Raw genomic sequence first — 20,457 nt, 5'->3', positions numbered from 1 at the left:
ATTAAGCCTTTACGTCGGTGTTTTGACCTTTTTGGGAATGAACTCAATCTTATTTGCTTAATATAGGATCTGAGGCTTAATATGGATATAATAAGTAGCACAAATGCTATGCACAGCAGCATTAAATCACCCATTGTTATTCCCTCAACAATTCTGTTCATAAGTTCCTTTAACCAATATTACTCACTGAAAATTAAGCGGCGCAAGAACTAATTAAATAATCTTTATAATTTAAGATTATGTTTGATTTGTGCGTGCTTTTTTAACTGTAATTTTACTTCTGATCTCTATTTTTTAAATGTTTCTCTATATAAATACGTAATCCGGCGTTGGAATGTTCCTGGGTGGCTGCGGTTTTTTTTTTTAGTAACGCGGCGAGTCGTCAGTCAAGGATAACCAGGACTGTAGTTTCATATTTTCGTCATACACCATTGGCCGGGTAATACATTCACTTTGCGTAAAGTAGTCGCAGTCGGCCGCAAGCAGCGGCACGTTGATGCCCGTCCACTGAGCAAACATCTTCATGAAATCCAGGCCGCTTCTGAGGGCGGTAATGTGTTCTTTTCTGGTGCTGTCATAATTAATGAGGGTGAAAGGGGGCGCATAGTTCTGTTTCTTGTTATCCCGGTAGGAAAGATGACCAATGACCGGCATATGCGACAGGCCATGGTCGCCGAAGTATAACATCGTCCATTTATCCTTGCTGGCTGTGGCCACGCTGGCGATGGTCTGCAACAGCCGATCTGTGTTTTTTATGCTCTGTACATAGCAGGAGTGCTGCCGATCGTAGAGTGTAAATTCAAGTTTACCCGTGACTCGTTTGCAGAAATCCACGTGCGAACCCGCGAGATGAATAACAATCAGCTTTCTCCCTGACGAGGCCAGTGATTTTTTTATTTCTGGTAAAAGAAGCGTGTCGGGCGAGTATTCGCCAAAATGACCATCCCCTTTCTTGGTGAAGAAATAATGGTCAGCCTGCATGCCGATAATCGCGACAGGGGAATCGTAAAAGCCATAAAAGCCCTGGTTAGAAAGCCAGTAGGTTTTCAGACCGGCCTCTTTCGCCAGACGAATAACGGTATTGTTATACTCGGGTTTATTTCCCCGGTTTCTGATCAACGTGTGCATAAGTGATGGAACGGTAGCAAAGGATGCAGAAACGTAGTTGTCAAAGAAAATGCCGGGCGATGACGAGAGGAAAGGGGTGTTGTTAAAAGGAAACCCGTACGCATTCATATAATCCCGCCTGACGCTTTCACCGATAACCATAATATAGGTGTCATACTTCTGAGGTGTGACCGTAGCGTTGGTGAAATCTGTCTTTTTCGTTTTCCGTTCAGATACCATCATATCGGTTTCTTTGATCAGCCTGAAGGAATCATATATTTTCAACAGGGAAATAAACGGCGGGTATCGTATCTCATGAATATACCCCTGACCGTTATAAACAAAAAGTGGGCGTATAAACAGAACTGCGACCAGGAATATAAGGAAAAAAGCCGTGGTCTTCCTTCCGGGTTTCAATTGTTTATTAATATTTTTAATGATTGAGAAAGCCAGAAATATCGTGATAACCCCGGGTATCAGCCACAATAACTCCAGATTTTTCAGCGTGGTGTGGGCTTCCTCACCGTTGGCATAGAGGATGGCCGTGACCATGTTGATACTCGGTTTGCCAAATGTGGCGGTGACCGGAAACAGTATCAGCGCTGAAAAAGACAGCGATAATAAAAATGCGACGGTAATCTTTTTTGAGGCGTTGGCTAAAATAAGAACCAAAAAAACGTTTATCGCAATATACACCGGCTTGAAAGGCGCGCCGAATGCGGAATTGACCAGCCATGACCACAGAATGACCGAAAGCTGGGATGCGTTTTTTTTCAAAAACATCATGCCGCGACAGAAGGCTTGCTTCATTTTTAACCACCCCTTTCCCTGGAGAGTATTTCTGAATGCACATCAATGTGCCGATTACATAAAAGCGGATATTTCAAAATCGGGTGATGTTTTATGAGATTTTCTTAACACCCCGTGTTGACCGGGACGTAAAATATCAGCTGCAGCATTTTTCTGACTGATGAAAAGTGCGAAAAGTGCAAAAAGTGCGGGTGTCGAGGGTAACCTTATCGGAAGCGGCTCACGTCTCCTGCGTATCGTCAGAGCGGTCAACAGTATTTACCCGCTCTTTGCGCATCAGGGCGTTTTGCAGGATGACGCCACGACGGACAGGGTAGCCCCGCCGGACCACATAAAAACCGTGCCGCTTAAAGAACGCCTCTGCCGTTTTACTCACATTTGACGTGAGTTCACTCAGCCCAAGGCTGCGGGCCTCTTCATGAATGGCCAGCATCAGCCGCGTGCCGACCCCCTGTTTTGCAAAGGCGGCGGAAACATAAAAATGATCGATATACCCGTTCGCCTGGACATCGGCGTATCCCGCTATTTCACCCGCCATCTCAACGACAAATGGCCTGATTGACCGGATATGGCTGGCCCAGCGGTTTTGATCCATATCCGCGGGCGCCCACGCTTCGGTTTGTTCGCGGGTATAATCGCGTGATGCAATCTCATGAATGGCTGAAAAATAGACGTGGAATAACGCCGCTTCATCTCCCTTTCTGAACCGTCTTAATTCCATTGCGCACCTCTGATTTATGAAACGACCAGGCTGATAATTTTTTGAAAACCGGGCCCGTACAGGATGAAATCGCCGGCCCTGTCAAAACCGGCAGGGCGATGAGAGACAGCAGGACGATAAGAAACATCGGAGCATAATGATACCGTTGCTGATGTTATTGAGTCCGCCCATTTCCGTGAGTTTCGAGCAAAAAAGGTTTGAAATCGTATTAATTACTATAAAATGATAATCATTCTCAATGGAAGGGGTTTTTATGTCTCGCTTACTCACTCTGGTTTTCACCCTGGCACTGACCTCGTGTGCAGCACCGCCCCATAATCCTGACCTGCCCAAGCCCCTGAGCCAGGCCAGACCAGATTACCCTGTTTATGCCTTTACGCATTCTATTGAAGGCAAGGTGTCGTTTGATTTTGATGTGGATGCTGAAGGAAAAGTCAGCGAGATGCGCATCACCGAATCGGTACCGGACCATTTATTTGACGATACGGTGATACGGGCCGTTTCGCAATGGCGCTATGAGAAAGGAAAACCCGCTAAAAACCTGCATATGACCGTTCAGCTTAAAATCAATAAACCTCACTAAAAACGCCGGTTTTTTATCGGTGGCAGAAAACCCGGCAGATTAAGCAGCGACGCTGCCAGATCTGAACCGGGTTGGGTGCTCAAACAGAAAAGATAAGAATTTTTAACGCCTGGTGGAATTAAACCTGAAAAATTACTTACGCTTAAACTGGAGTTTAATAGCTCGTCTTTGACGGTAATAAGAGACAAAGCTGTAGACTGTAATGACCAGTAAAATAATCGCGAAAAGAAGAAGCAGCCAGTCTTTCATCTAATACCTCTTGCGTTAGTATGAAATACAAGGGGAGCAGTTTATGCTTTAAAGTGCTGGCTAAACATAAGATAATTCTTGCAATGCAGGTTCAGGCCGTTCCCTCTGCAGGCCGGCCGATGGCGGGCGATACGCAACAGTACGATCGTCTGTCGGTTGGCTGAGAAATACGCTGCCGGTAGCACGGTTGCGCTGTTTTCAGTTCAGGGTGTCTCCGTATTCCCCCGGGGCTGTAGTTTTCTGACCAGCATAATATGCTGACAGATACAGCGAGGGGCTGCGTCAATGTTGGGGCGAATATCCCGCAAAACGCGCGGGCCATCCACCCGCACCAGGGGGACGAAGTCGAACCCGGCGCCTGTTCTGACATCCGAATTCCACCGCTCAGATTTTTCCAATACGCTTCGTTATCCGGTAGCGTTTTCAGATAAATAATGACGCTGTTTACCCTGAGCAATGCGATCCGGGGTTACCCGACGTTAAACCATTTTTTAAAATTCTGCCTGCCGGACGTCGTGAGGATCACTTCGCGAAATCCCGGCACGCGGTTCAGCCAGCCCTGATGTTCACAGTGCAGGAAAAATGCCGCACCGGCTTCTCCGCCGAGATGGAATCGCCGCTCGCTCCAGTCCAGGCAGCCGCAGCAGAGTTTCCGCCGGGTTTTTGGGTTTAACGCTATCCCCAGCCTGGTGAACTGCTGATGGCCTTTCTCCGTCAGCATTGCGCCGTCGCGGGGCAGCCATCCCTCGTTGACCATCGCGTCGAAGATTTCAACGGCCACTTCACCGGCAAGGTGGTCATAGCAGGTGCGCGCAAGGCGCAGTGAAGGCGGAGTGGTGACTCTGGCGGACGAGGCCGGGCGCCAGGAGATGCCCATCATGTTCTCCAGCAATGCGGCAATCTCCTGGCCGGCAAGACGATAATAGCGGTGCCGACCCTGCGAGAGGCAGGTGATGAGCTTAGCGCTCACCAGGCGAGACAGATGGGCGCTGGTGGTGGAAGAGGCCACGTCGGCAACAACGCTCAGTTCGGTTGCCGTCCATGCCCGACCATCCATCAGTGCGCAGAGGATCTTCACCCGCGAGGGATCGGCCATCGCCGCCGCAACGGCCGCTATGGCATATTCAACTGCATGACTGTTATCCACTGCCTCGACGGGTTTTAGCATATTAATCCGGGCTGACCGCCCATTTTCCGGTTATCTCAGCGGCAACTTTATCATTATCGGTCAGCAGGATCAGTTGGTTTGCATGATCGCTGTACTGCACCAGAATACTGATGCCGTTACCGGCCAGCACCGCGGCGATCTCACCCAGTTCGCCGGGCCGCTCCTGTTTAAGTTTGCGGATCAGCGGCGTGCGCACGGCAGCCACCCGAAATCCCGCCTTTTCCAGCACGGCTCTGGCGCGCTCCCCGTCCTCGACCAGAAAGTGGGCGTGCCCCTGCGCCCCGGCGGTAAATACGCCGCCGCCCTCCAGCCCGACGCCGTTTTTCCCCAGCAGCCTGCCCATGGCAGCCAGCTCTCCGGGCGCATCGTTCAAAAGAATATGGATATCATGCACTGGCCTGCTCCCTGTTTTCCGATGAGTATTCCCGCGTCAGCTGAACAATCCTGATGCGATAGAAGGCAAATATCGACGTTCTGCCTTCTTCCTGCGCCGTCCTGTGCAGCACGTTGCTTTTCCACTGCCGCACCGCGTCCTCATCCCGCCACCAGGACAGCGAGAGGATTTTGCCGGGTGTGGCCAGGCTCTGAAAACGTTCAATGGAAATAAACCCGTCGATATCCCCCAGCAGCGGTTTGAGTTCTGCGGCCAGCTGCAGGTAACGGGGTTGCAGGGAAGGGTGCACATCTGCTTCAAAAAGTACGGCAATCATTTTTCAGCCCTGTGGTGATGGAGTTCAGATGTCACTTTAACGGCGGCAGAAATTCATGCTTCGGCAGTCAGCGAAATATGGATGTTACGGAGACGGGATTTCAGAGTCAGGCGATATCATCGACTAGACTTAACGTTCAAAACATAAGGAGCGAGCTATGTCGAACCGTGATCCAGAGCAGAAACGCAAAAAAGAGCAAGACCATCCGGCGAAAGACGACCCGCGCGAACATGGGGAAATACCCCGCACCCCGGACAACAGCGATGACGACGAGCGGGATCCGCTGGATAAATAACCCTCGTATCCGTGCCGCATCGGCGAAGTAGCGAAGTATAAATGACCCTTTTGCCACGAAGGGTCATTGTTTAAGGCGATTTTTTCCTGATAACCCTCCCACCTGTATATCATCGGTTTCCTCTTCTCAGGCCGAAAGGACGTTATTGATGACGCAAAATATCTACGACAATCAGGCATTTTTTGACGGTTACGCCCAGCTTCCGCGTTCCAGGTTCGGGCTGGAGGGCGCCCCCGAATGGAGTGCAATACAGGAAATGTTGCCGGACCTGGCGGGCAGGAACGTCATTGACCTCGGCTGCGGATATGGCTGGTTTTGCCGCAGCGCGCGGGAGGCCGGGGCCTCAGCGGTGACCGGAATCGACCTGTCCGAAAAAATGCTGGCGCGCGCGCGGCAGCTGACCCGGGATCCGGGGATCGCCTGGCAGCGCGCCGATCTTGCGCACTTGACGCTGGAAAATGACCGCTACGATCTGGCCTACAGCTCACTCGCGCTGCACTACCTACCCGATCTGCAACCGCTGTTCGCCACCGTCCGGGCGGCGTTAAAACCCGGTGGATGGCTGGTTTTCAGTACCGAGCATCCGATTTTTACCTGTCCTGAGCAGCAGGGCTGGGTGGTGGACGATCGCGGGCAGCGTTCATGGGCGGTCAATAATTACCAAAATGAAGGCCAGCGCAGCAGCAACTGGCTTGCTGAGGGGGTGATTAAATATCACCGAACGCTTGGAACGCTGCTCAACCTCCTGATGGCCGCCGGTTTTACGCTCAGAGAAGTCAGGGAGTGGGGGCCGACCGCGCAGCAGATTGCCGAACAGCCCGATCTTGCGGAAGAAGCGGAGCGGCCGATGCTGCTGATCGTCTCCGCCCAACGCAAAGCGTGACGGATGTTAAGATTTTGTTAGATATCGATTGCGGGAAAATCATTTATTTCATTATTCTCTGATTACGGTTTGTGTATTTCATTTTTACACCACAGACATCATCCCGCTGTGCCTCTGGAGAAGAATAATGAAACATCTGAAGAAGATTTTGCTGGTCGCCGCCCTGAGCTGTTCCACCTCTGCGCTGGCAGAAACCATCGGCGTGTCGATGGCCTATTTTGACCAGAACTTTCTGACCATCATCCGCCATGCGATTGATAAAGAAGCCAAAGAACGCGGTGTTAAGGTTCAGTTTGAAGACGCACGCGGCGACGTGGGCCGGCAGACGGACCAGGTCCAGAGCTTTATCAGCGCCGGGGTGGATGCCATTATTGTCGACCCGGTGAACTCCGCCGGAACGCCTGCGATGACCAAACTGGTGACCGCGGCGAAAATCCCGCTGGTATACGTTAACCGCACGCCGGGCGATCCTAAACTGCCGCCGGGTGTGGTGTTTGTCGGCTCCGATGAGAAGCAGTCGGGCACGCTGCAAATGGAAGAGCTGGCGCGCCAGGCAAACTACGAAGGTAAAGTTGCCGTGATGATCGGCAACCTGACCGACGCCGGGGCGCTGCAGCGCACCAAAGACGTGGAGCAGGTTGTGGCTAAGTATCCGAAGATGAAGGTGGTGCAGAAACAAACCGCCAACTACTCCCGCAATGAGGGGATGGATCTGATGCTGAACTGGCTGACCAACGGCGAAGAGATTGATATCGTTGCGGCGAATAATGACGAGATGGCGATTGGCGCGATTATGGCGCTGCAGCAGGCCGGTAAAAAAGACAATAAGGTGCTGGTGGGCGGGATTGATGCCACGCCGGACGGCCTGAAAGCGCTGGCCAGCGGTAAAATGCAGGTCACCGTATTCCAGGACGCCGTCGGCCAGGGCAAAGCCTCGGTTGACGTGGCGCTGCGGATGGTCAAAGGCGAAAAACTGGATTCCTACCACTGGATCCCGTTTGAGCTGGTGACCCAGGCCAATATGAAACAGTACGAGAATAAGTAACTTTCCGGCAGTTTTCGGCAGAAAAGGGACCCAGGCGGTCCCTTTTTTTACTTATAATTCGGTAATGAGCCACCTGATTCTCTGCCTGAGAACGCCAGCTATTGAATGGACGATGAATAAAAAACTGATTATCGCCGGGGTCCTTGCCCTGATCGCCAGCTATGCCGGGCTGAGGCCATCGGCCGAGCACAGTCCACAGTCGCAGCAACAGCAACAGCCGAAGCAGCATCAGAGCGGGCAGCCCGGCCAGACCGCTCATTCTGCAGACGCAGTGCAAAACGAGGATATCAGCGCTCTGACGCAGCAGCGCCGCGTGGCGGGCTATCTGCAGCAGCATCAGCGCCTGCCGGACTACTATATCCGTAAAAATGAAGCGCGCCGCCAGGGCTGGGATCCCGCGCGCGGGAATCTTTGCCAGGTTCTGCCGGGCAGGGCCATCGGTGGCGATCGCTTCAGCAACCGCGAGGGCGGTCTGCCGGAAAAAGCGGGGCGCAAATGGTTTGAGGCGGATGTGAACTATCAGTGCGGGCGACGCGGCAGCGACCGGATGCTCTGGTCGAGCGACGGCCTGATTTACGTCACCCGCGATCACTATCGCCACTTTGAGCAGGTGAACTGAAATGCAGCTGGTCAGCTTCGATTTGCAGGACGTGAACGATGAGCAGGATTTCTACCGGCTGTTTGCCGAGAAATTCGGGCTGGATGACTTTGGCGACAACCTGGATGCGCTGTGGGATGTGCTGACCGGCGGCGTGCCGCTGCCGCTGCGCATTGTGCTGCGGCATCTTACCCGGCATTCTGCCGGGGTGGCGCTGCAGCGTATTCTGGCGGTGATGCAGGAGGCGGAAACCGAAACGGCAGGGGCGTTCAGTGTCAGAGTCTGTTAACGCCTGCGCCTTGCATAACCGGTGTGCCGCCAGTATGGTGTGCGCATCGTTACCGACCCGGACAGAAAATGACTGTGAATCAATCAAAAGACCCGCTACACGGCGTGACCCTGGAAGCGCTGCTCACCCGGCTGGTGGAACGCTACAGCTGGAGCGGTCTCGCTGAGCGCATCAACATCAACTGCTTTAAAAGCGATCCCAGTATCAAGTCCAGCCTTAAGTTTCTTCGCCGTACCCCCTGGGCGCGATCCGAGGTTGAGGCGCTCTATATTGCCTCACTTGACGAACCGCAGGCGGCCCCGGCCGATAACCCGTGGGCAAATCATCGCCGGCGTGACGACTAATTCCCTGTGACCCTGAACGCCTCAGGGTAAAAGCCGGTATCCTGCACGGATAGCGGCTTTTTTTTGCCCGAACGATGCAGTTTCGGAACAGACTTAACCCGGTTCCGCTTACCCCGGCCAGTGAGGGACGCTATAATTGACCGTTCATTATTGGCTGGAGAAATTGCCGGATGTTTACCCGTTCTACCCTGACCGTTATTGTCGCCGCAGGAATTCTGACTGGCTGCGCGACCCCATCCTCCGGCACCGCCTCGGTCAGCTCCGTTGACGAGGGGGCGCCCGCCCGCGCTCAGACTTCGAGTGTTTATGTCAACACCACGCATATTCAGGAGCAAACTACTGCACCTGCTGCCCCGGCTTCGGCGACGCAAACCGATACCGCAGCGGCTCCGGCTCAGAGCGCCTCCGCTGAGGCGGTGAAAGCTTCGGGTCAGACAGAAGCATCTGGCGCGCAGGCTCAGACCACTGTGGCTGCAGCATCGACAGCCCCGGCTGCGTCGGCCTCGACCGATAGCTCAACGGCTCAGGCTTCGGCTGCGTCGGCGGACGCGGCCAACGCACAGACTCAGACCACTACGGTTGCAGCCTCGAAAGATCCGGCTGCTGCGGCCTCGACCGATAGCTCAACGGCACAGGCTCCGGCTGCGTCGGCGGACGCCGCCAACGCGCAGACTCAGACCACTGCGGCAGCGGCAACGACTGCTGCGGCTGCCTCGGCTGATAACTCAACGGCTCAGGCTCAGGCTGCATCGGCGAACACCGCCAACGCGCAGGCTCAGACCACTGCGGCAGCGACTGCTCCCGCTGCGACAGCGGATGCCGCCCCGGCAGAAACCCCCAGCATCAAAACCCCGGTTATTCCGGCGGTCACTACTGCATCTCAAATGCAAACCGATCCGGTGAATAAACCCCCCGCGCAGTCGGTCATTCACGTCTATCACGCGTTAACCAAAACCGATGATGGTTCGGCAATTATTGTGACGGTGGACGGCAAGGAAGCGGGCGTGCTTAAGCGCGGTGAAGTAACGTCACTGAGCGTGGCGCCGGGCAAGCATAAGCTGGGCGGCTACGTTCGCACGCTTTTTGGTATGGGCCGCGTGACGATCCCGGCGCTGGATATCACCACATCATCCTGGGCCGAAACCAAAATTTCCTATGCGGTCACCAAAGATAAACCGGGCTTTACGCTGACAAAGAAAGGGAATAGCTGAAAGCAGGAAGCCCAAAGCTGAATGCAGAAACACGGATGTTGGCAGCGGGATAAAAAAAAGCCCCGGCGAATGCCGGGGCTGCAGGGGCGTTAACTTACAGCGCCATATCCTGTTTTGCGCTTTCCGCGCGTTTTTCCGGCTGAGCCTGTGGGGCCGCGTCGGTTGAGTGATCCATCTGAATCACCGGCGGCGTGGTCAGCTGCAGGGTTGCTGCGGTGTCATCCCACACCTGCTGAGTCAGCGCAACGTTACCGTTCAGCTGCTGGCCGTAGCTCGGCACGATTGCGCGGATTTTGCTCTGCCATTCCGGGCTGTTGAACTGCTCAGGGAACAGCTTTTTCACCACGTTCAGGGCGATTGGCGCAGCGGTAGAGGCACCCGGGGATGCACCCAGCAGGGCCGCCACGGTTTTCTGCTGATCGGTTACGATTTCCGTACCCAGTTTCAGCACGCCGCCTTTATCCGCATCCTTCTTGATGATCTGCACGCGCTGACCGGCCTGAATCAGCTTCCAGTCTTCTTTACGCGCGTTCGGATAGTACTCTTTCAGCGCGGCAAAGCGGTCATCGTCGTTCAGCATCACCTGGCCGACCAGGTATTTCACCAGGTCAAAGTTGTCCATGCCCACGTGGGTCATTGGCATAAAGTTGCTGGTGGTGGTGGTGCTCAGCAGATCGAACAGCGAGCCGTTTTTCAGGAACTTGGTAGAGAAGGTCGCGAACGGTCCGAACAGCACCACGCGCTTGCCGTCAAGGAAGCGGGCGTCCAGGTGAGGAACGGACATCGGTGGCGCACCCACGGAAGCCTGGCCGTAAACTTTTTCCTGATGCTGTTTGGTAATTTCCGGGTTTTCAGACACCAGGAAGGAACCGCCCACCGGGAAGCCGGCATAGTTGTCCGCTTCCGGAATGCCGGTTTTCTGCAGCAGCTTCAGCGCGCCGCCGCCGGCACCGATAAACACGTATTTCGCATCAACGCTGTGCTTCTCACCGCTTTTCACGTCGGTGATGGTCACATGCCAGCTGTTGTCGGCATTGCGTGCGAACTCGGTGGCTTCCGCAGAGGTTTCCAGCGTGAAGTTTTTATCTTTCTTCAGGCTGCCGATCAGCTGGCGGGTGATCTCGCCGTAGTTAACGTCGGTGCCGACCGGGGTCCAGGTTGCGGCGACTTTCTGCTGCGGATCGCGGCCTTCAATCACCAGCGGTGCCCACTGCTTGATCTGGTTCTGATCGGTGGAGAACTTCATGCCCTGGAACAGGGTGGTCTGCTGCAGCGCCTGGTAGCGTTTGGTCAGGTAGTTAACGTTGGCGTCACCCCAGACAAAGCTCATATGCGGCGTGGAGTTAATAAAGGAGTGCGGATCGTTGAGGATGCCGCGCTTAACCTGCGCCGTCCAGAACTGACGGGAGATCATAAACTGTTCGTTGATATCCAGCGCCTTGCTGACGTCAATGGAACCATCCGCGCGCTCCGGCGTGTAGTTCAGCTCCATATTGGCCGAGTGGCCGGTACCGGCGTTGTTCCATCCGTTGGAAGATTCGAGGGCGACACCGTCCAGCTTCTCAACCATCAGCTGTTTCCAGTCTGGCTGCAGTTCCTGTAACCAGGTGCCGAGTGAAGCACTCATGATGCCGCCGCCGATCAGCAGCACGTCGGTTTTCTGATTGACCGGCGTTTCAGCATAACTGGCAGAACAGACAAGCAGCGCTGACAGGGAAAGAACGGGAATAAATCTTCTGGAATTAGACATTTCTTTAACACACATCAATAAAAGTTTAAAAACTGGATGAATATTTTAACGTAATTTGTGATCCAGATAAAAATTTTATTCACTTTTTTTCACATATGGTCATATTTTGTTGATATAGCGTGATTTTTATCGGCAAGTGTACAAATTATCGACGTCTACCGTCCGATGCTCCCTTCATCAGCTTAAATTTGCACCTGTTGTGCCCATTTGGTTATACTGAAATGACCATATGGAGGATATGCGATGAGAATGTTTACCCCTGCGGCATCCGCAACGCGTGTTGAAACGCTGTGGCAGCATGTCGGCCTGAATCTTGCCGATGGTGTTTTGCTGGTGGACGAAATCGATAAAGGGCTGGAGGGTGAGGTCGCCAACCGCATTGCCAGCTGGGCGCACATCACCCAGGCCGAACTGCGGCGGATCACCGGTATCCCCAGCACCACCTTCAGCCGTAACATCAAAAAACGCTTCAGCCCGGATCAGAGCGAACGTCTGGTGCGGTTTATTCGCGTGCTGGATCGCGCCGTCGATCTGTTTGAAGGCGATAAGCTTGCCGCGCAGAAGTGGCTGAATGAGCCAAGCCGCGCGCTGGGATGGAAAGCGCCGGCCGACCTGCTGGCCTCTGAGTCCGGTGCCTGGGAAGTGATGCAGCTGATCACCCGCCTGGAGCACGGGGTCTGGTCTTGATCCTCTATCGCCTGACGAAAACCCGCTTCGCGGCCGGAGCCTGGAGCGGGCAGGGAGCCAAGGAAGCGGGCGGCCGCTGGAACAGCGTGGGCACGGCGATGGTTTACGCTGCCGAAGCCGCCTCGCTGACCATGCTGGAAACGCTGGTGCACCTGCACGCGGCGAATCTGCTGGACAGCTTTACCCTGCTGTCGATTGACGTCGACGATGAGTTAATTCAGATGATCGATAACCAGATCCTCCCGGCCAACTGGGCGGCGGCGGAAGCCCCGCTGGAACTGGCGGAGATTGGCGACCGCTGGGTGGAGAGCGGCGATGCGGTGGCGCTCAGGGTGCCGAGCGCGCTGTCGCCGGTGGAATTTAACTTTCTGCTCAATCCGCGGCACCCGCAGTTTTTATCCGTCGTCAGCAGGGCGGTGAAAATTGACTTCCAGTTCGACAGCCGGCTGAAATAATCGCTGCTCGGCTGCTCGGCTGCTCGGCTGCTCGGCTGCTCGGCTGCTCGGCTGCTCGGCTACTTGCTGGTTCAACGGTTCAGAGAGCGGGCCATTCAGCTAAAGGGATTAACTGTTCTCGCCTGTCTCACGCCTTGCCGCACGGCGATAGAGGGTACTGCGCGCCACGCCAAGCGCCTGGGCGGCTTTGCTGATATTGCCGCTGAAGCGTTCCAGGGTCGCCGCAATTAATCTTTCGTCATGTTCCTGCAGCGCCGGCAGCGGCTCGCTGCGCGCCAGTCGGTACTCGTCCGGCAGGCTGTCGCCGTCCAGCACTTCGTTATCATCCGCCAGCGCCAGCAGCACCTTCATCAGGCTGCGCAGCTGCCGCACGTTGCCCGGCCACGGGTGCTGGGCCAGGGTATCCAGCAGTTCCTCCGTCATGACAATACCGCGTTCGCCGCCGCCCAGCTCCTGCCAGAGCTGCGAGATAAACTCCGGCAGCGCGGGCCATTCGCGCAAAGGGGGAATGGTATGGGAGAACTCCTGCAGGCGGTAGAGCAGATCCTCGCGGAATTCACCGTCCGCCACCCGCTGCGGCAGATTGCGGTGCGTGGCGCAGATCACTGCGAAGTTCACCGGCCAGCTGCGGCTCGATCCCAGCGGCGCCACCTCTTTCTCCTGCAGCACGCGCAGCAGCCGCGTCTGCATGGCCAGCGGCATATCGCCAATCTCATCGAGGAACAGCACGCCGCCGTCGGCTTCGCGGATTTTACCGATATAGCCATTTTTGCTGGCACCGGTAAACGCACCGGGCTGATAGCCGAACAGCTCGGACTCAATCAGCGACTCAGGGATGGCGGCGCAGTTAATGGCAACAAACTTCCCTTCGCGCCAGCGGCTCTGCTGGTGCAGCGCGCGGCTGACGTACTCTTTGCCGCTGCCGGTTTCCCCGTGGATGCACAGCGATACACCGGCATTGAGCAGGCGCACCATCTTATCCCCGGCAGCGCCCAGCGAGAACGGCAGCACCGGCGCGGCGGCAGGAGCAACCGGGAAGTTGACCCGCGCCGGAGCGCGCAGGCGATAGAAGTAGCGCTGCTGGCTGCGGGTCTGCACCGGCTGCGGCACGCAGTTTGCGGCCTGTTCGCCCTGCGGGAACAGGTCGGCGAAGGTGAGGATGCCAAACAGATCGGCGCTCAGTTCCAGCTCGCGCATCGCCAGCCGGTTTGCCGCCATCAGCACGTTGTCGGAAAACACCAGCAGCAGCTCTTCAACGTGATCGATGCCCTGCACCTGCGGATGCAGGCTCATCAGCCACTGGTCGGGATGCAGGCTCTGCTTCACCCACAGATATTCAATCTGCTTCGCCGCTTCCTTCACCCAGGCCAGCGTGGTGGGATGGGGGTACTGCGCCGGGCCGGAGATATCCAACACGCCGGCGATCTGGCCGTTCGGTGCCTGTAGCGGCATCGCCGCGCAGTACAGACCCTGATTGCTGGTGAGGTAGTGCTGGTCGCCAAAAATTTCACAGCCGTCATCAATCGCCAGGGCGGTGCCGATCGCGTTGGTACCGCGGCCGCACTCGCTCCATAAGTTGCCGGGGGCAAGGGCAAAACGCTGGGCCTTCTGCAGGGCGTGCATATCGCCAAAGGTATTCAGCACCAGCCCGCTGGCATCGGAGAGGATCACCACCGACTGTTTGCCGGAGACTTTTTCGGCCAGCCGCTTCACCGCGTGCTGGGCAAAATTTTGCAGACCGGCATTGCTGGCCAGCACATCGGCCAGTTCACCGGGGCGGATACGGGGAAAGTCATCAGCGGTACGGTCCAGGCCGTAGAGCTGGCTGCGAAACCAGGAGTCGTTCAGTAGCGGCGTAGTGGCGACGTTCGATGAGCTGGCAGCTGACGTGTTTCCCTGCATTGGTAACCCCATGCCTGTAGCGAATGTGTTGCGGCATTGTAGCTATCTGGTTTTTTTAGTGTTGCGATTTGCGACACAGATAGAGAAATTATCCGATAGTCCATGCCGAATAAAAGGTTATTAACGTTGTAACATAATGATAAGTATCATCATTTCTGGAATTATCGCAAGCTAAAAAAACTGGCACGCTAACTGCAATATCTGAATGCAGCCAAAAAAACACCCGCTACGAGGATTCATTCACGGCTGCCTGTTTACCCTACATTAAGGAGTTTGCGATGCGTTATGCACATCCCGGAACACCCGGCGCTTTAGTCTCTTTCAAGGCGGCCTACGGTAACTTTATTGATGGCAAATTCGTCGAACCGCTCAGCGGTCAGTATTTTATGAACACCTCGCCGGTGAACGGCAGCGACATCGCCCAGTTCCCACGTTCCGATGCCCGCGATATTGATTTTGCGCTGGACGCCGCGCACCGTGCGGCCGACGCCTGGGGAAAAACCAGCGTACAGCATCGCGCTAACCTGCTGCTGCAGGTGGCGGACCGGATGGAAGCGAATCTGGAATACCTGGCGGTTGCCGAGAGCTGGGACAACGGTAAGGCGGTGCGCGAGACGCTGAACGCGGATCTGCCGCTGGCGGTGGATCACTTCCGCTACTTCGCTGGCTGCCTGCGCGCCCAGGAAGGCAGCGCGGCAGAGATTGATCAGCACACCGCGGCCTATCACTTCCACGAGCCGCTGGGCGTGGTCGGGCAGATTATCCCGTGGAACTTCCCGCTGCTGATGGCCGCGTGGAAGCTGGCCCCGGCGCTGGCGGCGGGCAACTGCGTGGTGCTGAAGCCGGCAGAGCAGACCCCGCTGGGCATCACGCTGCTGCTGGAGCTGATCGGCGACATCTTCCCGGCTGGCGTACTGAACGTGGTGCAGGGCTTTGGCCGCGAGGCCGGAGAAGCGCTGGCCACCAGCAAGCGCATCGCGAAAATCGCCTTTACCGGCTCCACGCCGGTTGGCCGCCATATTATGGCCTGTGCGGCGGAGAATATTATTCCCTGCACCGTTGAGCTGGGCGGTAAGTCGCCGAACATCTACTTCGCCGACATCATGAATGCCGAGCCGGAGTTTATCGACAAAGCGGTGGAAGGGCTGGTGCTGGGCTTCTTTAATCAGGGCGAAGTCTGTACCTGTCCGTCACGCGCGCTGATCCATGAATCGATCTACGCGCCGTTTATGGAACGCGTGATGGCAAAAGTCGCCACTATTCGCCGTGGCGACCCGCTGGATACCGATACGATGATCGGCGCACAGGCTTCCCGCCAGCAGTTCGACAAAATTCTCTCCTATATCGATATCGCCCGCCAGGAAGGCGGCCAGATCCTCACCGGCGGCGATCGCGCGTCGATTACCCCGGCGCTGGATAGCGGTTATTACATTCAGCCGACGCTGATTAAAGGCAATAACCAGATGCGCTGCTTCCAGGAGGAGATCTTCGGGCCGGTCATCGGCGTCACCACCTTTAAGGATGAAGCCGAAGCGCTGGCGATTGCCAACGAGACCCAGTTTGGTCTGGGAGCGGGGATCTGGACCCGCGACACCAATCTGGCGTACCGCATGGGGCGCAGCATCAAGGCCGGGCGCGTCTGGACCAACTGCTACCACATCTACCCGGCACACGCGGCATTCGGCGGCTACAAGCAGTCCGGCGTCGGGCGCGAAACGCACAAGATGGCGCTGTCTGCCTATCAACAAACCAAAAATCTGCTGGTCAGCTACGACACGGCACCTTTAGGGCTGTTCTGAGCCTGTTATCTTTTACGGAGTGACAAGATGAAAACGATGAAAGCCGCAGTAGTGAAGGCATTTGGTGAGCCGCTGGTTATTGAGCAGGTGCCGATCCCGGAAGTTGGCCCCGGCCAGCTGCTGGTGAAAGTGGTGGCGACCGGCGTGTGCCATACCGACCTGCACGCTGCCGAAGGTGACTGGCCGGTGAAACCGCAGCCGCCGTTCATTCCTGGTCATGAAGGTGTGGGCTACGTGGTTGCGGTAGGTGAAGGCGTAAAGCACATCAAGGAAGGCGATCGCGTGGGCGTGCCCTGGCTGTATTCCGCCTGTGGCCACTGCGAACACTGTCTGGACAGCTGGGAAACCCTGTGCCATTCGCAGCAAAACGCCGGCTATTCCGTTAACGGCAGCTTTGCAGAATACTGTCTGGCCGACGCTAACTATGTCGGTATCCTGCCGGATAACGTCGAATACAATGAAATTGCGCCAATCCTCTGTGCCGGTGTGACCGTGTATAAAGGCCTGAAAATGACCGACACCAAGCCGGGCGACTGGGTGGTGGTGTCCGGTATCGGCGGTCTGGGACATATGGCGGTGCAGTATGCGGTGGCGATGGGCCTGAACGTTGCGGCGGTGGACATCGATGACGACAAGCTGGCCTTCGCCAAACGTCTGGGTGCAACCGTAACGGCTAACGCCCGCAACGTTGACCCGGCGAAAGTCTTCCACGAGGAGTTTGGCGGCGCGCACGGCGTGCTGGTGACGGCGGTATCACCTAAAGCGTTTGAACAGGCTATCGGCACCATGCGCCGCGGCGGGACTATGGTCCTGAACGGGCTGCCGCCGGGCACCTTCGACCTGTCGATCTTTAATATGGTGCTGGACGGGATTACCGTTCGCGGCTCCATCGTGGGTACCCGTAAGGACCTGCAGGAAGCGCTGGACTTTGCCGGACGCCATAAAGTGGCCGCGAACATTGCCGTTGAGCCATTGAGCAACATCAACGATATCTTCGCCCGTATGCACGCCGGTAAGATTGAAGGACGAATCGTCGTCGACCTGGCGCTGTAATTCCTGAGTGTAGTAAGCCGACGCCACGGGCGCAGTGCTGTTTGCTGCGCCCGTTTTACGCCAGTGAATCAGTTCTGCGTGTTGCCCAGCCACTGTGAGTGGCAGACGGCTCCCGGCATCATCGCTTCCAGCCCGGCAATCAGCGCATCTCCGGCTTCCTCAACTGCGGAAACCGGCATGGCGGGCAGACTTTCGAGAATAAACCACATGCGGCTGGCGCGGGCATCCAGCCGGGTTCGGATACCCTGACGCCAGTTCCAGCGGCGGCAGGTCACGCCCTGGTCATCGCGCCAGATGACTTCTCCTGCGTCCACCGTTTCCATCACCGTTACGCCATCCTTCACCGTATCAAACGGTTCATTGCCCTCCGCCACGCAAATACGCGGCTGGCCAGTATAGGCGGCAATGTTTTCACCGCCGACCGGAATGGCATAGCGAAGACTGATCGCGTTATACAGATCGACTACCGGATCGATAGCGGGGAGGGAGCCGTCACGCAATACGCGCTTGCGCAGCGCTTCAGCAGAGCAGGGTGTGCGTTTGGGTTTTGCGCCAAACTTCTGGAAAACGTCCGCCCAGGCGCTAAGGTGCGCCGCAGCCCACTCGGGTTGCTGTGCGCTGACAAACCGGCAGGCCTCTTCCAGCGCCTCTGCGGCAACGTCAGGCCGGGTAAGCGGCGCGGCCTCCACGCTGATGCTTAACGCTCTGAAACCCGGCGCGATTTCACTGATTTGATTGCTGACTGACGGTAAAACGGTAAACATTCCATATTCCCCCACGGTTATGCTAATCACGGCGATTGTCGTCTGGATTTTACCATGTCGGTCAGCGAACGGCACAGTTGATCAACCCGGAGCCGGCCGTCTGCGGCTCCGGGCAGGGGGTCACACCTGCGCGGTGGAAAACTCGCGCAGCAGCGCCGGAAGCTGGTCGGTTTTGCAATAGTGACTGGCCCCAACGTAATAATGCGGCTCGCCGGTAAAGATGGAAATCCCGGCATTATTCAGCATTTCAAAATCATTGCTGTCATTGCCAAAGGCAATACTGCGGTTGAAATCCACGCCCAGCATCTTCAGCGCCAGATATTTATTCTCCCGGCGAGGCGTCAGGTCGAATATATTATCGTGCCGGTGGTGATGCAGAGAAAATTCGAAACGATTTTCCAGCAGGAAACGATCGACCTGCGAGCGAAACTCGCCGTCAAGAATAAGAACTTTACTGACGCCCTCAGCAACCAGCTGGCTTTCAGCTATTTCGCAGTCGCTCAGGCTGCGCATATAGTTGTGGAAGGGATGCGCCACCCCTGAGGTGGCAAAACTCCAGTGCCCGTCAAGCACATAAGGCACCGCATGCTGCTGGAGCAGGGCAAGGATCTTTTCTGCGGCCCGATCGTCAAAACGGTTGCTGAACAGGCATTCGCCCTGTTGCCAGGCCATCGCACCGTTACAGCCAATCATCAGGCAGCCGTGCAGTTCGGTCGGCAGCAGGGGAAGCATGTCGCGCACCGGGCGGGCGGAGGCAAAGATAACGCGGGCGGTGTCGGTAAGGGGAATAATAGTTTCCGCCAGGCTGCGACACAGCGGTTTGCCGTTCGTAATAATGGTACCATCCAGGTCAAAGATATAGGTTGTCACCGTGTTCCCTTTATTTATACGATATTTTTTTCAGCCTGAGACTATCATGTCCCGTCAGGTTATACACCGAAAAAGGCAGCGCTCAGGGTAAGATGATTCCCTGAAGTTATATTTTAGCGGCGTTGTTAAATTCAGCCAAAACTCAGCTTTTTTAAAAAAGAATTCTTATGCCCGTAGCGGACCATCATGGGCTGGGTTACCGTACTGGCAAAATTTCCCTTTCGGAGTCGTTGATGGATATTATCGGGATCATTATGTCGGCAGGCAAAGCCTCGGTGAATGTGGCGCTTTACACGCTGATCCCCATTATGGTTGTGATGCTGATTATTATGAAGTACCTGGAAGTGAGAGGGATTCTGGACCGTATCGTGCAGGTGATGACCCCGCTGCTGAAGCCGTTCGGGATCACCGGCATGGGCATCTTTGCCCTGATCCAGCTTAACTTTGTCAGCTTTGCCGCACCGCTGGCGGCGCTGGCGATTATGGAAAAGCGAGGCGCATCGGACCGCCATCTGGCGGCAACGCTGGCAATGCTGTTCGCGATGGGGCAGGGAAACGTCTTCTACCCGCTGATCCCCTTTGGCCTGCACTGGGGGGCCGCGCTGGGGATTTCGGTGGCGGGAGGGCTGGGGGCTGCGGCGATCACCTGGTACTTTTTCGGCCGCCGGCTTTCCGTCGCCTCGCTGCAGCGCGATGACACGCCGCCGGAAGATAAATCCGCCACCGGCCTAATCGCCATTATCAACGGTGCCGGGTCGGACGCCATCCGCCTGTCGCTGGGGTCGGTCCCGATGCTGATCCTCTCGCTGACCGTGGTGGGTATTCTGAAAGAGGCGGGGGCGATTGAGCTGTTAACCCGACTGATTGCGCCCGTGCTGGATTTCTTCCACGTTTCAGAGGTGTATATTCTGCCGGCGTTAACCAAATGCCTGGCGGGCGGGACGGCGTATTTTGGCGTGGTGTCCGATTTGCTGCATCGCGGGCTGATGACCGCCCAGCAGGTGAATGCCTCCGCCGGCTTTATGGTGCAGACGCTGGATCTGCCCGGCATTGGCATCTACCTGGGCATTGCCAGCCGTTTTGTCAGGCTGTTCCGCTTTGCTTTGCCGGGGGCGCTGGTGGGTATCCTGCTGCGAACGGTGTTGCACAGCACGATGTTCTGAA

General features: G+C 56.0%; 23 protein-coding genes. 13 read left to right on the top strand and 10 right to left on the bottom strand.

The genetic code is table 11. The features are described 5' to 3' along the window. Positions 1-363: 363 nt before the first annotated feature. Complete coding sequence (locus PGH32_RS07755) at positions 364-1,917, bottom strand: phosphoethanolamine transferase (protein WP_337893683.1); 1,554 nt, start codon at positions 1,915-1,917, stop codon at positions 364-366. 220 nt (positions 1,918-2,137) lie between these two features. Further along, complete coding sequence (locus PGH32_RS07750; RefSeq protein ID WP_337893682.1) at positions 2,138-2,638, bottom strand: GNAT family N-acetyltransferase; 501 nt, start codon at positions 2,636-2,638, stop codon at positions 2,138-2,140. A 253-nt stretch (positions 2,639-2,891) separates the two neighbouring features. Here PGH32_RS07750 and PGH32_RS07745 point away from each other — a divergent pair, with 253 nt between their 5' ends. Then, positions 2,892-3,221, top strand: a complete 330-nt coding sequence (locus tag PGH32_RS07745; RefSeq protein ID WP_337893681.1) for a TonB family protein — start codon at positions 2,892-2,894, stop codon at positions 3,219-3,221. Between the two features lie 132 nt (positions 3,222-3,353). Here the strand turns inward: PGH32_RS07745 and PGH32_RS07740 are convergent, their stop codons facing one another. The 4 genes from PGH32_RS07740 to PGH32_RS07725 all read right to left on the bottom strand — a co-directional run bounded on the left by PGH32_RS07740 (position 3,354) and on the right by PGH32_RS07725 (position 5,348). Beyond that, the gene (locus PGH32_RS07740) at positions 3,354-3,470 is read right to left on the bottom strand and encodes a small membrane protein (protein ID WP_314420406.1); all 117 of its coding nucleotides are present in this window, start codon (positions 3,468-3,470) and stop codon (positions 3,354-3,356) included. A 469-nt stretch (positions 3,471-3,939) separates the two neighbouring features. After that, on the bottom strand, positions 3,940-4,638 hold the full coding sequence (locus tag PGH32_RS07735; RefSeq protein WP_314420403.1) for an ArsR/SmtB family transcription factor: 699 nt from the start codon (positions 4,636-4,638) through the stop codon (positions 3,940-3,942). A gap of 1 nt (position 4,639) precedes the next feature. After that, on the bottom strand, positions 4,640-5,032 hold the full coding sequence (locus tag PGH32_RS07730) for an amino acid-binding protein (protein ID WP_337893680.1): 393 nt from the start codon (positions 5,030-5,032) through the stop codon (positions 4,640-4,642). After that, entirely contained in the window at positions 5,025-5,348 is a 324-nt protein-coding gene (locus PGH32_RS07725; RefSeq protein WP_314420399.1) for an antibiotic biosynthesis monooxygenase family protein, read from the bottom strand. Before PGH32_RS07725 ends, PGH32_RS07730 begins: the two co-directional genes overlap by 8 nt. A gap of 157 nt (positions 5,349-5,505) precedes the next feature. Here PGH32_RS07725 and PGH32_RS07720 point away from each other — a divergent pair, with 157 nt between their 5' ends. The 7 genes from PGH32_RS07720 to PGH32_RS07690 all read left to right on the top strand — a co-directional run bounded on the left by PGH32_RS07720 (position 5,506) and on the right by PGH32_RS07690 (position 10,013). Continuing rightward, the gene (locus tag PGH32_RS07720; protein WP_314420398.1) at positions 5,506-5,643 is read left to right on the top strand and encodes a hypothetical protein; all 138 of its coding nucleotides are present in this window, start codon (positions 5,506-5,508) and stop codon (positions 5,641-5,643) included. A gap of 148 nt (positions 5,644-5,791) precedes the next feature. Beyond that, positions 5,792-6,526, top strand: a complete 735-nt coding sequence (locus PGH32_RS07715; RefSeq protein WP_314420397.1) for a class I SAM-dependent methyltransferase — start codon at positions 5,792-5,794, stop codon at positions 6,524-6,526. Positions 6,527-6,653: 127 nt separating this feature from the next. Continuing rightward, positions 6,654-7,571 carry a sugar ABC transporter substrate-binding protein gene (locus PGH32_RS07710; RefSeq protein WP_314420396.1) on the top strand — a complete coding sequence of 306 codons (918 nt, stop codon included), beginning with the start codon at positions 6,654-6,656 and terminating at the stop codon, positions 7,569-7,571. A gap of 112 nt (positions 7,572-7,683) precedes the next feature. Continuing rightward, positions 7,684-8,190, top strand: a complete 507-nt coding sequence (locus PGH32_RS07705) for a ribonuclease domain-containing protein (RefSeq protein ID WP_337893679.1) — start codon at positions 7,684-7,686, stop codon at positions 8,188-8,190. A 1-nt stretch (position 8,191) separates the two neighbouring features. Next, positions 8,192-8,458 carry a barstar family protein gene (locus tag PGH32_RS07700; protein WP_314420392.1) on the top strand — a complete coding sequence of 89 codons (267 nt, stop codon included), beginning with the start codon at positions 8,192-8,194 and terminating at the stop codon, positions 8,456-8,458. Positions 8,459-8,526: 68 nt separating this feature from the next. After that, entirely contained in the window at positions 8,527-8,802 is a 276-nt protein-coding gene (locus tag PGH32_RS07695) for a VF530 family DNA-binding protein (protein ID WP_443112744.1), read from the top strand. A 170-nt stretch (positions 8,803-8,972) separates the two neighbouring features. Then, positions 8,973-10,013 carry a hypothetical protein gene (locus tag PGH32_RS07690; RefSeq protein ID WP_314420388.1) on the top strand — a complete coding sequence of 347 codons (1,041 nt, stop codon included), beginning with the start codon at positions 8,973-8,975 and terminating at the stop codon, positions 10,011-10,013. Positions 10,014-10,107: 94 nt separating this feature from the next. Here PGH32_RS07690 and mqo read toward each other — a convergent pair whose 3' ends face one another. Next, positions 10,108-11,763: a malate dehydrogenase (quinone) gene (gene mqo, locus PGH32_RS07685; protein WP_314420386.1), complete on the bottom strand. Its 1,656-nt coding sequence runs from the start codon at positions 11,761-11,763 to the stop codon at positions 10,108-10,110. A 243-nt stretch (positions 11,764-12,006) separates the two neighbouring features. On the opposite strand from mqo, the gene parS reads away from it, so the two are divergent. Together parS and PGH32_RS07675 are read left to right on the top strand one after the other, a co-directional pair. Further along, positions 12,007-12,450 carry a type II RES/Xre toxin-antitoxin system antitoxin gene (parS, locus tag PGH32_RS07680; protein WP_314420384.1) on the top strand — a complete coding sequence of 148 codons (444 nt, stop codon included), beginning with the start codon at positions 12,007-12,009 and terminating at the stop codon, positions 12,448-12,450. Further along, positions 12,447-12,905, top strand: a complete 459-nt coding sequence (locus PGH32_RS07675; protein WP_314420381.1) for an RES family NAD+ phosphorylase — start codon at positions 12,447-12,449, stop codon at positions 12,903-12,905. Before parS ends, PGH32_RS07675 begins: the two co-directional genes overlap by 4 nt. A gap of 108 nt (positions 12,906-13,013) precedes the next feature. Here the strand turns inward: PGH32_RS07675 and PGH32_RS07670 are convergent, their stop codons facing one another. Beyond that, on the bottom strand, positions 13,014-14,807 hold the full coding sequence (locus PGH32_RS07670) for a sigma-54-dependent Fis family transcriptional regulator (RefSeq protein WP_337893678.1): 1,794 nt from the start codon (positions 14,805-14,807) through the stop codon (positions 13,014-13,016). A 278-nt stretch (positions 14,808-15,085) separates the two neighbouring features. Between PGH32_RS07670 and exaC the strand changes: the two genes are divergently transcribed. After that, the gene (gene exaC, locus PGH32_RS07665; RefSeq protein ID WP_314420377.1) at positions 15,086-16,606 is read left to right on the top strand and encodes an acetaldehyde dehydrogenase ExaC; all 1,521 of its coding nucleotides are present in this window, start codon (positions 15,086-15,088) and stop codon (positions 16,604-16,606) included. Between the two features lie 27 nt (positions 16,607-16,633). Then, positions 16,634-17,659, top strand: coding sequence for an alcohol dehydrogenase AdhP (gene adhP / locus PGH32_RS07660; RefSeq protein WP_314420376.1), 1,026 nt, complete (start codon positions 16,634-16,636; stop codon positions 17,657-17,659). 68 nt (positions 17,660-17,727) lie between these two features. Here adhP and PGH32_RS07655 read toward each other — a convergent pair whose 3' ends face one another. Further along, positions 17,728-18,423, bottom strand: coding sequence for a B3/B4 domain-containing protein (locus tag PGH32_RS07655; RefSeq protein ID WP_337893677.1), 696 nt, complete (start codon positions 18,421-18,423; stop codon positions 17,728-17,730). Positions 18,424-18,543: 120 nt separating this feature from the next. After that, on the bottom strand, positions 18,544-19,293 hold the full coding sequence (locus PGH32_RS07650) for an HAD hydrolase family protein (RefSeq protein ID WP_337893676.1): 750 nt from the start codon (positions 19,291-19,293) through the stop codon (positions 18,544-18,546). Between the two features lie 233 nt (positions 19,294-19,526). On the opposite strand from PGH32_RS07650, the gene PGH32_RS07645 reads away from it, so the two are divergent. Next, positions 19,527-20,456 carry a nucleoside recognition domain-containing protein gene (locus PGH32_RS07645; RefSeq protein WP_314420373.1) on the top strand — a complete coding sequence of 310 codons (930 nt, stop codon included), beginning with the start codon at positions 19,527-19,529 and terminating at the stop codon, positions 20,454-20,456. Position 20,457 lies beyond the last annotated feature (1 nt).

The organism is Erwinia sp. SLM-02, assembly GCF_037450285.1.
Lineage (GTDB): Bacteria > Pseudomonadota > Gammaproteobacteria > Enterobacterales > Enterobacteriaceae > Erwinia.
Note: the sequence above shows the minus strand (reverse complement) of the source record. Positions and strands in the feature narration are given on the sequence as shown.